The following is a 15607-nucleotide window of genomic DNA, read 5'->3' on the forward strand; positions in this document are numbered from 1 at the left end:
GGCTCGCTATAAATTGCTCCAGTTCATGACAGTTATTCAATGAAAGTATTGCGATTTTTATGCATTATTCACGTATGGATTGGAGGATGCATTCATTTGTTCTGAGCTATCTTCAGTTGTGATATCACCTGAGAAAAATGAAAAATTATTTAATGTACTTGGTTTTGTTTTTTTAGTGAGCCTAAACTCATGGGAATCACGAAAATAGGATAGGAGTCCCAAGCCAAAATTTAAATTAGGATGTTCGCCGAGTACCTGATGATACAGGGCCTGAGGCTCTTTGCACTCTTTTGGGCAAAAGTGTTTTAATAGTTCATTCGCATGATTTTTATTGATTTCACCCCATTTTTCTAGAATAGCAGTCCCATTTTGGAAGGAATAATTACTTGCAAATAGGGGGTTATTAACAGTTTGTGCATTCATGAAGAGATTAGCAACAAGAAATAAGGCGAGTACTCTGGTTTCTTTATAATTTGATGGTTCTGCTGAAAAAACACTAGGTATTAACAACTTAAGCGGTACGAATACAGGATCAATATTGGCAATTACAAAACATAAATTCCAACTATTGTATAAATTCATCCATTCCTTATCAATATGAAACTGAGATACTTTTTTTACTGAATTATCTACTTTTAACACAGGCATCAGTGAATAACTTAAATCTGATGCAAGCACAGTTCCTTGAGGTAACGTGGTTTCAGTGAGTTTAAAAGAAGTGGTGTACTCTCTTTCTTCCATAATACCAATTAGCCCTAAGCCGGCTTGCGCATTTAAAAAACCACTGGTATTTTTATTGTGGCCCGTAGCATCCTCCCATACGGCTTCTAAAATGTTAACGGCCATAGCCGGTAAAGTGCTTGTGGATGCTGCATCAAAATCAGCAAGCTCGATATCAGCATTCCATCCAGATAAACGATTTTGATTTACAAAATCATTGAGATCAGCCTGGCTTTCTGGTTTTGCTTCCATCAGTCGGTGAAATATAATACTGGTTAAGCCAGGATCTATCGAAATCAGTTTTAATCGTTCAAATAAGGTAGCATGGGAAGGTATTCCAAAGAAGAAATTGTAAAAAGGATTACCTGTTGCGCCTGTTCCTCTTTGCTTCATCATATGGTTGTACATATCATGGGCAAAATCGTTGCTATTGGCCATAGTAATTGTTATTGCTTCTAAAAGACATAATAAATTAATTTGTAGCTGTATTGTCGATGCAGCATTTTCGATTTCAGCCTCATCGATTAATCCATTTTTTTCGATGTAGGCAAGTAAAGCACATACAGATTCATTTTTTACAATATCCGATTTGATTTGAGTAATTAACGGATTCAGATCAATTGCTTTACTTCTAATCGTCTGAACAAAAAATCTATATTCTTCATTACCTGTGATTAGTTTATCCAGCCCAAGCGTTAATAATAATTGATTCATTATTTCAGGATTTGATTGAGGTATAATAAATTGTTCAACTCGAGTAAGAAAATTTAACGCTTTTTTTCGATTGCTCATATCGTAATCCTGACTTTAATCTAAGTGTGCTTATTTTACACAAAATGGTTCATTTATAGAATGGATTTATTTGGAAAGTAACAATTTCGAAATTAGCAAATAGTGTAATTGGTGATCATATGTTGTATTTTTTTTGCCCTTCTTAGTGATGGCTTTTCTTTAAAGAGCAGATTATAGACAAACATAGGAAGAGTTTGAAAAAAGGATCCAAATCTAAATTCTCTAATTATCCATTGTACTGAGTGGAGTTGAATTGTTGGGTCGAGCGACGCAACAATTTAAAGTACTTCTACTATATTTAAATCAGAGGCATGTAAAAATCCTCAATGCAATAAGGGGCGTAAATTGTCTGGACTTGTCGGTAGCAAGGAACCTGGGGGTGCTGTAGCGAGGAGTCGGCTTAATTTCGGGATTAAAAGAGTCTATCCAAGTTCCGTTAGACAGTCTTACTAAAAAGCCAAACAGGAAGATCCGATGGAAATTCAGCTTATTAAAAAAGAAGTAAAACAATTTTTACTCAATTCTTTTAGAATTAAGGATATTGGCTATGCGGATAATATTTTTGATACAGGCGCAATGCATTCACTATTTTTCATTCAACTATTAGTTTTTATCGAGAAGAAATATAAACTTGATCTTGAGGTCGGTGAGTTTGAGCCAAATCAGTTAACGAATATTGATGCAATTGCTGGCTTTATTTCGAGTAAACTATAGTTCAATATGGATAATAATGCATGCGGAATGGACACAGGACATGAAACAAAAAAAACTGACTCTATTTGGTGCAGGGACAATGGGTTGTGGCATTGCGCAGCTTTTTGCTCAATGCGGATTTTATGTCACCTTAATTGATAATCGTCAATCGCAATTAGATAAAGCAAAAAACACAATAGCTAAAAATTTGCACTATCTGGCACTAACCCGGAATTTACCATCACACTATTCTGCTGAAACAATATTAGCATCCATTTCTTTTACAAAAAAGCTAGATGAACTCAAGCACTCTGAATACATTATTGAAAATATCCCTGAAAACTGGGAACAGAAGAAAGCGTTATACCAGGTATTCAATGAACAATGCAGCTCAACCTGTATTTTTGGAGTAAACACTTCTTCCATATCTATTACGAAAATAGCATTGCTTGTTAAGCATCCTCAACGCGTTATAGGTGTACACTTTATGAACCCAGCACCAATAATGCCTATGGTGGAGGTGATAAAGGGATATCACACTGACGAACTGACCATAGAAAGCACTAGGATGTTACTGGGACAAGTGCATAAAAAAATGATTGTTGTAAAGGACTCCCCTGGTTTTGTAAGTAATCGGGCAATGATGATTTTTATTAACGAAGCTATTTTTATGGTGCAGGAAAACATTGCATCAATTGAAGACATTGATATTCTATTTAAACAATGTTTTGGACATAAAATGGGGCCGCTGCATACAGCAGATTTAATCGGTTTGGATACGGTTCTCTATTCTTTAGAATCAATACATTCAGCGCTAAACGATCCAAAGTATCGGCCATGCTGGTTATTAAAAAATATGGTTGATGCAGGACTTCTTGGCCAAAAAACTAAAAAAGGATTTTATCAATATGAATAGGGTCTATTTGCAATTCTACTATATTGGCCAAAAAGCCTTAATTTCTTAGTGTATTCTGCACTTCGTTACTAAAAAATGACACAGCTAGCAAATTGTAAACAGAGCATAAGGAGAAGAATTTTGCCAAGCTATCACCCTCGATACTTAAAACACCAGCGATTTTTTAATGAGTTCATAGAAAATTGCCTTCGTCCCCATGCGAAAACCTTTGATAAAGAGCAAAATATTCCACGCGATTTTTTTTATACATTAGCGCAAAATGGTTTTTTAGGCGCTTGCATTCCTAAACAATTTGGTGGGCAACAATGGGATGAATTAACTATTGGTATCATGCATGAAGCGTTTGCTAAAGAGCTTTGTTCCATGGCAAATATTTTAACCGTAGTGGGCATGGTGAATAAGTCACTCATACATTTCGGCTCAAAGGTGCAGAAGCAAACCTGGTTACCCCAGATTGCATCAGGGAAAATTTTAGCTGCATTAGCATTGACAGAAGCTAATATTGGTAGTGATTTGGAACATGTTGAAACCCAATTATTGGATAAAGAGGATGAATTTATTCTTAAGGGAAGTAAAAAATACATTACTTTGGGACAAATAGCGGATTTGTTTCTAGTTTTAGCAAGCTGCCAAGGACAACCCACAGTGGTTTTAGTAGCAAAGGACACACCCGGCATAACGATTTTACCAATGCCTAATTTTTTAGGTTTACGCTCTAATATGTTGGCAGAAATTTTTTTTGATAATTGCCGCATCCCTAAAACAAATCTATTAGGTAGTATCGGTATGGGGTTAGCCTATGTTGCCCAAACTGCTTTGGATGAAGGACGCTATACAACAGCGTGTGGATGTGTCGGTTTAGGACAAGCATGCCTGGATGCGGCTCGTAGCTATGCTCAAGAAAGAATACAATTCGATCGTTCATTAGATGGGCATCAGTTAATTCAAAAAATGATCGCTGAAATGATTGTATACGTTAAAGCTGCTCAAGAATTGTGTTTTAATGCAGGAGTACTGAGACAACAAAAAAATCCAGCATATATTGCTGAAACATTAGTAGCAAAATACTTTGCTTCAAAAATGGTTGTTTTTGTATCGAATCATGCAGTGCAAATATTTGGCGCAGCTGGTTTTGATGAAACTTATCCTGTTGAACGATATTATAGAGATGCCAAGGTAATGGAGATTATCGAAGGAACCTCACAAATGCACGAGATACTCATTTCGAAGCTTTGCATCAGTTAAAAAAGGGAATTTTTATAAAATGAGATCTTCTGAGCAGTACCCAACAATTTGCACCTTGTTCGAAGAACAAGTTAAGAAAAACCCAGAAAATACGGCAATTTATCTGGAAGATCGTCACATTTCGTATGATGTATTTAATAAACAAGTCAATCAATATGCACGATATCTGCAAAAAAAAGGGCTGCCATTACATGGAATTGTCGGCATTCAACTTATGCGTTCTTTGGAAATGCTTGTGGCAATTTTTGCAGTATTAAAGGCAGGAGGAGCATATTTACCAATAGATCCCCATGCCCCTGTAATAAGAAATCAAACCATCCTCGAAGACAGTCAAATCAACTTTCTCATCGTTGATGAGAATCCATTATTGGCCGCACAATATGGGATATATGAAAAGAATAATCTGCACGTATTAAGCATTCGTGACAATGTGAGCCATGAAGAATGCCATAATTTAAACCTTGCCCGAGGAAAGCACGATGTAGCTTATGTGATGTATACCTCAGGTACTACAGGCAAACCCAAAGGGGTCATAATTTCACATCAAGCCTTAGCTAATCGAATCCTATGGATGCAAAATACCTTTCCCTTACGCAGCGATGACGTAGTATTTCATAAAACACACCCTTGTTTTGACATTTCTGTTTGGGAAACCTTCTGGTGGGCTGTTGCAGGCGCTGGAGTCACTCTTTTGCCACCCCAAAAAGAACATGATATCAAGTTATTTATTCATATGATTGAGCAATATCAGCTCGGTGTCATTCATTTTGTACCCTCCGTATTACGTATATTTTTAAGTTATATTAAAGAAGATTTTTCGATACCCCGCTTAAGCTCTTTAAAGTATGTATTCTCAAGTGGCGAGGCGCTTGATGCGAGAAGTGTTAATCTATTTAATAAGCTGTTTCAAGATCAAAAAGCACTTTTGGTCAATTTATACGGCCCTACAGAGGCCACAATTGATGTTTCTTATTTTATTTGTGCAAAGAACAAGCGATATCGGACTATTCCAATTGGAAAGCCTATCCAGAATACTCAATTTTTTGTGTTAGATGAGCGACTCCATTCCACCGGTTTCGAACCCGGGGAACTATTCATTTCCGGAGTTGGATTAGCTCAAGGTTATTTAAATAATCCAGCGCTCACTCAGGCATCGTTCATCGACAATCCTCACTTGCCTGGAGAAAAAATGTATCGTACTGGAGATATAGTCCGTTGGAATAAAAAGCGTGAACTATTATTTTTAGGCCGCAAGGATGATCAGGTAAAACTACACGGTATACGTATTGAATTAGGAGAAATAACCTATCATTTATTAGCGCATCCCAACATTCAGGATGCGGTCGTAGTCTGTGAGAGAGTAGATTTTCTTGACCATCGAATAGTGGCGTTCTTAATTGCCAATAAAAAACAAATAGAGCTTGGTAGTGCTGAGCTTAAATCGTTTTTAAAAACCAGGCTTCCAGATTATATGGTTCCGGAGCATTACATCTGGTTAAGTGCATTGCCAATAAAAGAAAATGGAAAAATCGATAAAGAGAAACTATTGAGTTTCATTTAGCCTCATAAAACCAGGAAATAAAATAACCAATTGGATTGTTATTTAATTTAAATAGGAAAAATGACCTATATTTAAAATATACCTAGTGTAAAGAAGGTTCATTTTAAATGAGGAAGGTAAATAACCACTCAAACAAAGTTGCTATCGTAGGTATGGCTGTAAAATTACCTGGAGCCAATAATCTTGAAGAATATTGGGATCTACTAAGGTTTGGTAAAGAAGCGGTTAGTAAATTTTCTGCAGAGCAGTTACAGCGGTCGGGAATTTCAGAGCAATTGATCGCTACTCCCAACTACAAACCCTACAGAGGAATATTAGATGATATCGAATCAGTTGATACCCCTCCGTCTGAAGTGACTAGCAAAAATTTTGAATTATTAGGCGTTCAAGGTAAAGTGATGTCCCATTTAACTTCCCGTGCTTTGAGTGCTATGAGAAGTCATGCATACAGTTCAAATGACTTCATCAAAAATACAGCGGTATATATTGGCGCCAATAATCAACCAGCCTCTCATTTCTTAGGAGGAGCGTACTACCAAGCAATTAACACTCAAAAAGCGATAGAAAGGTATTACTCAAAAGTAATTGCCCCTTATATTTCTTATCAATTTGGATTTCAAGGAAGCTCCATTGATTTGTATACAGCGTGCTCGTCTTCTTTAACTGCTGTGATCCAAAGTTGTCGCGAGTTAAATAGCAATTTATGTGATATGGCAATCGCAGGTGCATGCTTAATCGATTTACCCCAAGAAGTTGGCTATGTCTACGAAGAAAACGGCTTATTTTCCTCTGACGGTCATTGCCATTCTTTTGATGCTTCGGCATCTGGCACTTTATACTCAAATGGTGCCGGGGTGGTTGTTTTAAAACGACTTGAAGATGCAATTGCAGATAACGATCTAATCCATGCTGTTATTATTGGATCCGCTATGAGTAATGATGGTAATTCTTCAAAAGAAGGATTTATGGCTCCAGGGGTGCATGGACAATATAATTGCATACAATCGGCCTGGAAAAATGCAGGGATTGATCCAAATGATCTTGATTATATTGCAGCTCATGGCTCTTCTACCAAACTAGGTGATGCAACAGAAATATACGCACTAAAAAAAGCGCTAAGGGACGTTCCAAAGACACATCCTCTGCCAATAAGCTCGGTAATAAGTAATCTAGGCCATACGGGGATTGTATCTGGCATGGCTTCAATCATTAAAACAGTACTTATGCTCCAAAATAAAGCTATTGTTCCTTCAATTAACTTTGAAACCCCAAATCCTGATTTTATGTTGGATGATTCCCCCCTCTATATTGCCACTCAATTTCAAGATTTTCCCATAATGAAAAAACGCTATTTGGCTGGTGTTTCCAGCTATGGCGCAGGGGGTAGTAATACCCACCTGGTTATGCATAGCTATGATGGAAACTAGGCACTATTGAAAACTCCACTAACCTGGAAAAATGGCGGCGATTTTATGCGCTAACCAATTGCGTCAGTTGTGCTTATTTTGGCTGATTGTCAACAGACTCTGGTAGAGTCAACCTGTGCTCAAATTAGACCGCGCTACAAGATTTTGACCTTCCCGGATAACATGATTTTTTGGAGGGTCGAGAGGACTCATTCAATATCCGAATTCGACTTCAAGGGGATAAAACGATTTAGCTTACCTGAATACAAATAAATAATCTCAGGTACCTCAATAATCGTTACTTTGGCATCAGGAAAACCTACTTTGCTTAATCGTAAGCGTATGCTGTCTTGCAATTGGAGTTTGTTAATATAGCCAGTGGTTACAATTTTGATGTTAGCTCCATCTATTGTTTGCTCGACCTGATATTCCTGAATATTTTTTTCTGGCAAAAGCGCTCCTAAAAAAAGCGAATGATGTACAAAAATATTGTCAGGATAAGTAAAGTCACATCCGGGTCGACCTTTAGGTGCTTTTATAAGCTGATGTTGGATGCCGCAATCACAGGTTTTATTTAAAAATAAAATTTCGTCCGAGTTTTCATAGCGGATTAGTGGCAAAGTATAATTGTATAAATTAGTGATATACACTTTGGTTGCCATAATTCCTTTATCGACAGGGCGATTTTGTTCATCTAGAGGTTCAATAATGCATAGATCATCATTCAAGTGCATCTCATCCGTATTCGCCCTGCAATTTAAGCCCACCATACCCTCGGTACAGCCAAATATATTAAAAATATCCACTTTAGGCCACGTTTCTTTGATTAAGGCTAAGGTTTGCTCAAAAAGTGGTTCTCCGCCAAGGAGAAGAATCTTGGGGGCGATTTTTATTTGCCCTTTTTGAACTAATTGACATACCTTGTGAATGTATGAAGGAGCGGCTGTCACGATATCAGGAAAAATTTGATTGAGACGAGTGACGACTACGTTTAATGGTGTTACGGCCATAGGCAAAAAATACGTATTTTCATTATGCCGCCAAAAGGTTTTTGCTAAAGAGTAGGCAGCAATAGCCGTGTTTGTCACAAACAGGCTCACCATTTTTGAATTTGCATTTAGTTTTGTCGTTACAATGTGTGTGCGTTCATTATTGTAGAGTGGAAAGCGGATGAATGCAGTGTGAAATGTAATCCATTCATCCCAATCATAAATAAATATACCTCGTTTCCCAGTGCTTCCTGCAGTTGCCACGACATGATAATTGGAGAATAGATACAATGTGTCGAGCCGATCATTTTTTTGGCTTATATGTTTTTCAACTAAGGCTAATGAAAGCTTGGGATTGGTGACAATTGCATCCCAATTTTCCATGAGAATGGTTTTATTTATAGTAGGAAGCTCATCTAATCGCTCTTTGGTGAAATTCTCTACGTTGATTTTGGCGAGCGTTTTTTTATACCAAGGCGATTTTGATTTGGCATGAAGCAATAATGCCCTCAGTCTTTTATTGATTAGGTCTTGCAGTATTTCTTTGGAATAGCGGATTGCTTCTCGATTTTTTTGAAATTGTACCTCGAAATCACGAATATGATGCAATGTTAATTCACGTGGGGTTATTGACCTATAATTCTTCTCCGAAGTTCGATTAACCAAATGATGGAGCATGTTTATAAAGCGAAAAAACGACATATAATTACCTTTCTTATACCCATTCGCATTTTTTAATCTTTTGATTGTAGTATAGATTGTTTTTACCTTTATTTTATATGTGTCAAAAACTGATTAACTAATGATGTAACAACGCAGCCATTGAATTATAGCTCTTCATAAATCAGTACTTTTTGTAGCGCCAGATTTTCCAGAGTACGCTCATTAACCTCAATTCCAAGACCAGGCTTTTTAAAAGGTATTCTCATGCCCTGAATATAAGGGGATCGAGTAAAAATGGATTCATTTAAATCCTGAAATAAGAATAAATCACTATCTAAATCAGTAAATTCAATATTGGACATTGATGAGGCGAAATGAATACCTGCTGCAATACTTAATGGCCCTTCCATCATGCTGCCAACCATGACTTTTAATCCCGCTTGATGAGCTCTTTGTGCCAGAAGCCTTGCCTTCCAAATTCCACCCGCTTTTTGGATCTTGATATTAACTCCGTTTACAGCATTCATATGAATCAATTGTTCCAGCTCATCGATACCGTTTACGCTCTCATCAGCATAAATATTGACTCCATCAAACTGCTTTTTTATGTGAAATAATCCATGATAATCATGCTTATCTACGGGTTGCTCAATAGCAATAACAGTTCCCAAAATCGATTGTATTTCTTTTAAAACTTCTATCGCTTGCCGTGAATCGTTAAAGGATTGGTTGGGATCAATGATATAAGCTACATTTTCAGCAAATACGTTTTTAATTATTCTTGCTATTTCAGGATTAATTTTATCATTTTCCAGTTTCATCTTAATTAGTTGTACTTGAGGATGATTTTGCACAATACTCAGCGCATAAGCTTTGGTTTCTTTCAAACCTAAAACCGGTATGGTCACGCTGTTAGGTGAGCGGTTTTTTCCATTACCAAAAAGCCCATATACCGGTTTATTTATGATCTTTCCTAATAAGTCATGAAAGGCACTATCCAAAGCAGCAGATGCATGAAAGCTGTTCATGTTGTCTTGGAGGAGCTTATAAAAAACTTGTGGCGCGTTGTTAGGGTTAATCGTATAACGTTTAAACTCTTGTAACTGAGAAACCACATACTCAAAAGTTTCTCCAGTCGAAAGTGCAAACGGAGCTGCCTCACCAATGCCGATAAAATGATCATAATGAAGTTGTACTAAAATAGTCTCTAAATGAGTCCAGGTATGTGTAGCAATAGAAAATGGTTGTGGCAATTGATACTTAAGCCGATACATTTTTAATGAAGTTTCCATGTACAACACTCTTAAGAAATACTATAAAGACGCCTATAATAATTGACCTAAAATAAATAGGGTCTGTAAATCAATATTATAGACTTCAAAGTAGAATGTAGTTTGGACAATGAGCGGGGGAGGTATCAGTGATTGATTATATTAAAGTGAATATGTGGGTTATTTATATTGTTACAGCCATCATAAGTACTGGGCTGGTACACATGGTACTTGCCCGGATTAGCCGTCATTTAACTAAAAAGGCAGAACAAAGCAAAATGCTTTTCGCAGAAGCGTTTTTAAAAGCATTTACTTTACCCATGGGTTTTTTAATTTGGTTCTTAGGCTTGTCTTTCACCAGTTCTATTTTTTTAGCTTATAAAAAGAATTCCTTTTTAATCGCCAATCTCTCTGTAATTAAGCAAATAGGCATTGTTTCTATATTATGCTGGGTATTTGTTCGTTTTATAAGATGCCTTGAGGATCTTTATTTAGCTCTTTGTGAGCAACAAGCAAAAGAAGTGGATAAAACACTAGTGCATGCATTACGGCAGCTGTTAACCATTGCAGTGGTTATTATTGGTCTTTTACTTGTTATGCAGGCCATGAACATTCCTGTGGCTGGCTTACTTGCCTTTGGGGGAATTGGCGGGGCTGGAGTTGCTTTGGCTGCCAAGGATTTACTGGCAAATTTTTTTGGTGGTCTGGTTGTTTATCTGGATAGACCCTTTAAGGTAGGAGATTGGATTCGCTCCCCAGATAAAAATATTGAAGGAATTGTAGAGTACATTGGCTGGCGAATGACACGAATCAGGACCTTTGATAAACGTCCATTATATGTTCCTAACGGTGTATTTTTAACTATAAGTGTGGAAAATCCCTCGCGGATGCTGCACCGACGTATTAAAACCAATATTGGAGTTCGTTATCAGGATGCAGATAAAATTAATAAAATAACTCAAGAAATAAAAGACTCTCTTCTTGATCATAAAGAAATTGATACATCTCAAGCAGTGACCGTAAGTTTAGTCGAATTTGGTCCATCTTCGTTAAATATTATGGTTTCCGCTTATTGCAAAACAATAAAAGCAACTCAATTTTATGATGTGCAGCACGAAATTCTGATGAAGATACTAGATATTATTGCTGGTAGTGGCGCTGAATGTGCTTTTCCAACGCAAACTCTTTATGTGCAACCAGCGATTTAAAGAGGTTCTACCTAAATAAAAGAGCATTTTAATCTCAACTAACCTATTTTGATGGTCAAAAAGAAGATTAAAATGCCTGAGAAGGTTGTATTGACAATTGTATTTAGTAATACACCTAACCCAATAGAAACTAATTGGTTAATTTCCAGGAAATATTTTTTCTAATAAATAACTTGATTGCATTAATCAAATACCGCGCTCTTTTGATACTTCAAGGATGATTGGATCCAGGTTACTATATAGTAATCACATGATGAAGGGACCATTTATATGGGTAATAAATTATTGGTTTTATTAATTGGGGTCGTTTCTATTTCTTGCCATGCAGCCGGTGGCTATCTCTGTACTCCAAATAATGTTAAAGAAATAAATCGTGCCATTAAGAGTTATATAGTCAAAACCGCTGTATCTTCAAAAGACGTGACTATTTCCGCAAAAAAATGCGTGGGAAACTACGCTTATGTTGAAGTGGCTCCAAATAAACCCATTACTGATACTGCTATGGTTTATTTGCATAAAGAAGGTAAAGGCTGGAAGGTTATGAATTGGGGGACAAGTTTTGATGAAGCATTTTTAGCTAAACTGCCCAAAGAGTTGAGAAATCCTTAAATTGTCGCGACTATAAGCAGTGACTCAGATTAGACGAATCCTGTTTGGGACATGCTACTTTATAACACCAGATAACTCTTTGCGAATAGGTTGGTTTGGTTGACCCAGCCAATTTGCCTCGTCATTTTCAGGTATTTTTTTAAGAATTTGGAAAATGCTGTTTCTTGATTTACTGACAGTAAGTTTTGTAGTTAATTCTGTTGAGCTGGTTAATGCAGTTAAAATTTTAACGGCCTGCGTTTGTGTAAATTTTTTAAATAATTCCGTGTTAATAAAGATAAGAGCTCTTTTCTCAATGATAGGATATTCTTTCTTAAATTCGATAACGCCTCGAAGCATTAGGTTTAGCGTCTCTCTTTTATAAATATCAAAATAAATGTTTTTTATTGTATTTTGGCACGCATGGAGCTGGGCGCATGCATTATTGAAATCAACAATAGCTTTTGGAATTTTTTTATTTTTTCTGAGTCTACTATATTGTTTTTTTGTAGGTACTATACCTTGTTCTGCTAGTAGTTTTAAGGAATAGTCACAATTTCTTTTTTCATTACTTGAGTATTTTACAGGAAGTGGGTTTTGCTCATTTCCTGGGCGAAGTAATAATTTTCGAAGTTGTTTTTCCAATGAATGTAAAGTGGGTCTATGTCTTGGCTTGGGGGCGAGACATAATTGAATCAGACGCTTGACATCCGGGGATGGCTTTAATAGAGATTGCATCATAGAACCCAGAGCATAAACATCCATGCTTTTGTGGGCTGGTATCGGCTTTTTCGACCAGCATTCAGGTGCAATTTGACTATATTTCTTTTTCTTTGACATCCGATCTTTATTTGTGTCTACAATAAAGATATCAGGATTGAGTAGCTCATCCTTCTTTACGGAAATACCACCATCAAGTAAATAACTTTTACCAGAGTTCATGTCATAATGGATATTATCCGCTTTTAAATCCAGAACAATATATCCCTTATTATGACAATCTTGTAATGCTTCAATTGCGGAAATAAAAAGTTTTATTTGTTGCCTTTGGTTAGTAAAACGCAGCTTCTCATAAGGTACACCAACAATATAAGGAAGCACCAGGCGATAAGTATCTTCACGTTCTATTAATTCAGTGTTTTGTGTAGGGTAAAGAGTCTTGAAAAATTTAAATTTATTATAAACTTCGTTAAAATCAATATCATCGTGATCCCTGGGCTGAAGTACTGCACGTGATTTTTGACCATCAAGGGATTGAAATTTTCTTGCGCAGGCGTACGTTCCTGAACCAATGTCTTTTTCTGGATAATATTCTGTTTCTCCCTCACTTTCGTAACACGATTCCTCAGAACTATCATCATCCTGGAATTTATAATTTTTTGGCATATCCTTTGCTCTTTTCATACTGATTTCCCTAAATCAATTCTGCTTATTTTATAAGGTAAAGTCTATTGAGTGATAAAAAACACTCTGATTTCTTTCAAGAAACGTACGTAAGTGATTGTGAATTGAATCTCTTGGGTCGAACAACTCGATCCTGTTTCCAAGTATATAGAAAAAGGCAATTAAAATTCAAAGCCAGGCGGTTGATTTTGTTGTTCAGCAAAAATAGTGGTGTATGCTGCATAAAACGCCGTCATAGCAGCCACTCCAAAAGCTATAGTTACTGCAGACTTTATTGCTTGTCTTTTAAAAAATGCATATTGCTCCATTTTATTCTCCAAAAAATCGATGATATTATCAATAAATTGCTCTTTCTATCAAATATTTGATCTATCTTTACAGAAAGATTTGGGCATTTTTGACCCAAAACAAGCTATTAAAAAACTCCTAATCTGCTTACTAAAACATCCAATTAGTATTGGTTATTTACCTTGTAAATCATAATCTTAATGACAAAAATATAAAATTTATCAAATTGTATGACGCTCAATTTGGTGATCCAGAAGCCCTATTAATTTATTTCTCATTCTTAGATTAATTTTATTCTCACGCCAAAGTTTTAATACTTCGTCCTTTTCAACCTCAATGACATGGCATAGAAGTGATACGTTTTCAATGCTCTTCATTTGTTTATCATGAATTAATTGATGATTGTGTTTTAAGATTCTTGATTCAAATTGATTTTTTAGTAATTGGTATTCACTAATATGCAAAGACAATTCATTTAATAAACTCGTATTATTTTTAATCAGTGCCTTTTGTTGATGCAGCCAGTTAAGTGCGGCATTAATCATTTGGACTCTTGTTTGCAGCTCAGACAAATGTTCCTTTTGTCTTTCAGAGTGGCCTACTTTATCAATTCCCATCTTTTTAAGAATGTAAGGTAATGATAAGCCTTGTAAGATTAATGTCACAAAAATAACACTCAATACTAAAAAAACCAATAAATCTCGAAGATCAATGTTATTCCTTTGTAGCGTTAAAGTTGGAATTGCAAGCGCTGCTGCAAGAGAAATCCCCCCCCTCATACCTGACCATGCAATAATGAACGAATATTGCCATGGAGGATAAGGATCTTTTTTACGTAAGGAGGGGGATAGTAGTCTGGGTAATGTAATAACAAATCCATATACCCAGATAAAACGCCCTAATATCACTGCAGCGACCACAGAAATTACATATGCAGTTAATGTCCCTAGAGGAATAGAGGAAATACGATCATAAACGGAACGAAAATCTAACCCCACCAATAAAAAGATAAGTGATTGAATCGTGAATGAAAACATTGGCCAGGTTGTGGTTGATGTTAAGCGAAATGCTGGTTTAAAACGAAATGAATATTGATTCCCGATGATAAAACCAACAATAGCAGTAGCAATGATTCCAGATCCTCCTAATTTAATCATAGGAACATAAGCTAGAAAGGGTGTGAGAAAAGAAGCGATAACATGCAGTGATGTATTTGAGATTTTTGTTCTTAATCTTCCAACAAGATGCCCTAAAACTAATCCATAAAGTGTTTCGCCAATAATTATTATACTAAAAGCACTAAAAGCATAGGCAACTGATACTTGATTGGTAATAGTGGCTGCTAAAGCAAAACGAAATAGGGTCAGAGCAGCTGCATCGTTAAATATTCCTTCTCCTTCAAGAATAATAAAAATACGTTCGGGTATACGAATTTTTTCTGCGATTGACACAATGGCAACGCTATCTGGAGGAGAAACGATGGCTCCTAATACAAATGAAACAGGCCATCCTATTTGAGGAGTCAAAGTATGAATGACAATGGCAACCAGTAATGTAATAAATATCACGTGACCAATAGATAATAATGCAATAGGGCGAAATTGTTTTTTCATATCTCGCCATGAACTGAATGCACTGATTTGATAAACCAGTAATGGTAAAAATATATTCAAAACGAGGTCGTGATTGAGTTCAATTGTTGGAAGAAACGGTATAAAACTGAGAAGTATTCCAGTTATAACCAAGATTAATCCAAGAGGAATTGTAGATTTTTGGAATATTTGGCCAGCTATCAAAATAATGCCAAGCAATATGAGATAAATAACATAGGAATCCATTTTTTCTCCAAGGAAAACTTAACTA

The 15607-nt window shown here is 36.2% G+C and carries 13 protein-coding genes; 7 read left to right on the forward strand and 6 right to left on the reverse strand.

The window, feature by feature from the left end; genetic code table 11:
• Positions 1–57: 57 nt before the first annotated feature.
• Positions 58–1512, reverse strand: coding sequence for a hypothetical protein (locus Lpar_RS02420; protein ID WP_058516403.1), 1455 nt, complete (start codon positions 1510–1512; stop codon positions 58–60).
• 474 nt (positions 1513–1986) lie between these two features.
• Between Lpar_RS02420 and Lpar_RS02425 the strand changes: the two genes are divergently transcribed.
• The 5 genes from Lpar_RS02425 (at position 1987) to Lpar_RS02445 (ending at position 7354) form a co-directional block, all read left to right on the forward strand.
• Positions 1987–2226, forward strand: a complete 240-nt coding sequence (locus Lpar_RS02425; protein WP_058516404.1) for an acyl carrier protein — start codon at positions 1987–1989, stop codon at positions 2224–2226.
• Between the two features lie 40 nt (positions 2227–2266).
• On the forward strand, positions 2267–3121 hold the full coding sequence (locus Lpar_RS02430) for a 3-hydroxyacyl-CoA dehydrogenase family protein (protein ID WP_058516444.1): 855 nt from the start codon (positions 2267–2269) through the stop codon (positions 3119–3121).
• A 120-nt stretch (positions 3122–3241) separates the two neighbouring features.
• A complete protein-coding gene (locus Lpar_RS02435) occupies positions 3242–4366 on the forward strand; it encodes an acyl-CoA dehydrogenase family protein (protein ID WP_058516405.1) in 1125 nt (374 codons plus the stop codon).
• Positions 4367–4385: 19 nt separating this feature from the next.
• A complete protein-coding gene (locus Lpar_RS02440; protein WP_058516406.1) occupies positions 4386–5927 on the forward strand; it encodes an amino acid adenylation domain-containing protein in 1542 nt (513 codons plus the stop codon).
• A gap of 107 nt (positions 5928–6034) precedes the next feature.
• Positions 6035–7354: a beta-ketoacyl synthase N-terminal-like domain-containing protein gene (locus Lpar_RS02445; protein ID WP_058516407.1), complete on the forward strand. Its 1320-nt coding sequence runs from the start codon at positions 6035–6037 to the stop codon at positions 7352–7354.
• 188 nt (positions 7355–7542) lie between these two features.
• Here Lpar_RS02445 and Lpar_RS02450 read toward each other — a convergent pair whose 3' ends face one another.
• Positions 7543–9024, reverse strand: coding sequence for a phenylacetate--CoA ligase family protein (locus Lpar_RS02450; RefSeq protein ID WP_058516408.1), 1482 nt, complete (start codon positions 9022–9024; stop codon positions 7543–7545).
• A 125-nt stretch (positions 9025–9149) separates the two neighbouring features.
• Complete coding sequence (locus Lpar_RS02455; protein ID WP_058516409.1) at positions 9150–10277, reverse strand: enolase C-terminal domain-like protein; 1128 nt, start codon at positions 10275–10277, stop codon at positions 9150–9152.
• 128 nt (positions 10278–10405) lie between these two features.
• Between Lpar_RS02455 and Lpar_RS02460 the strand changes: the two genes are divergently transcribed.
• Positions 10406–11464, forward strand: coding sequence for a mechanosensitive ion channel family protein (locus tag Lpar_RS02460; protein ID WP_237759329.1), 1059 nt, complete (start codon positions 10406–10408; stop codon positions 11462–11464).
• A gap of 270 nt (positions 11465–11734) precedes the next feature.
• A complete protein-coding gene (locus Lpar_RS02465) occupies positions 11735–12073 on the forward strand; it encodes a hypothetical protein (protein WP_058516410.1) in 339 nt (112 codons plus the stop codon).
• Positions 12074–12127: 54 nt separating this feature from the next.
• On the opposite strand, the gene Lpar_RS02470 is transcribed toward Lpar_RS02465, so the two are convergent.
• From Lpar_RS02470 to Lpar_RS02475, 3 genes are all read right to left on the reverse strand, one after another.
• Positions 12128–13456, reverse strand: coding sequence for a protein kinase domain-containing protein (locus tag Lpar_RS02470; protein WP_058516411.1), 1329 nt, complete (start codon positions 13454–13456; stop codon positions 12128–12130).
• Between the two features lie 161 nt (positions 13457–13617).
• Positions 13618–13764, reverse strand: a complete 147-nt coding sequence (locus tag Lpar_RS18730) for a hypothetical protein (RefSeq protein ID WP_156416183.1) — start codon at positions 13762–13764, stop codon at positions 13618–13620.
• A gap of 201 nt (positions 13765–13965) precedes the next feature.
• The gene (locus tag Lpar_RS02475) at positions 13966–15582 is read right to left on the reverse strand and encodes a cation:proton antiporter (RefSeq protein ID WP_058516412.1); all 1617 of its coding nucleotides are present in this window, start codon (positions 15580–15582) and stop codon (positions 13966–13968) included.
• Positions 15583–15607: the final 25 nt, after the last annotated feature.

The organism is Legionella parisiensis (assembly GCF_001467945.1).
Taxonomy (GTDB): Bacteria; Pseudomonadota; Gammaproteobacteria; order Legionellales; family Legionellaceae; genus Legionella; species Legionella parisiensis.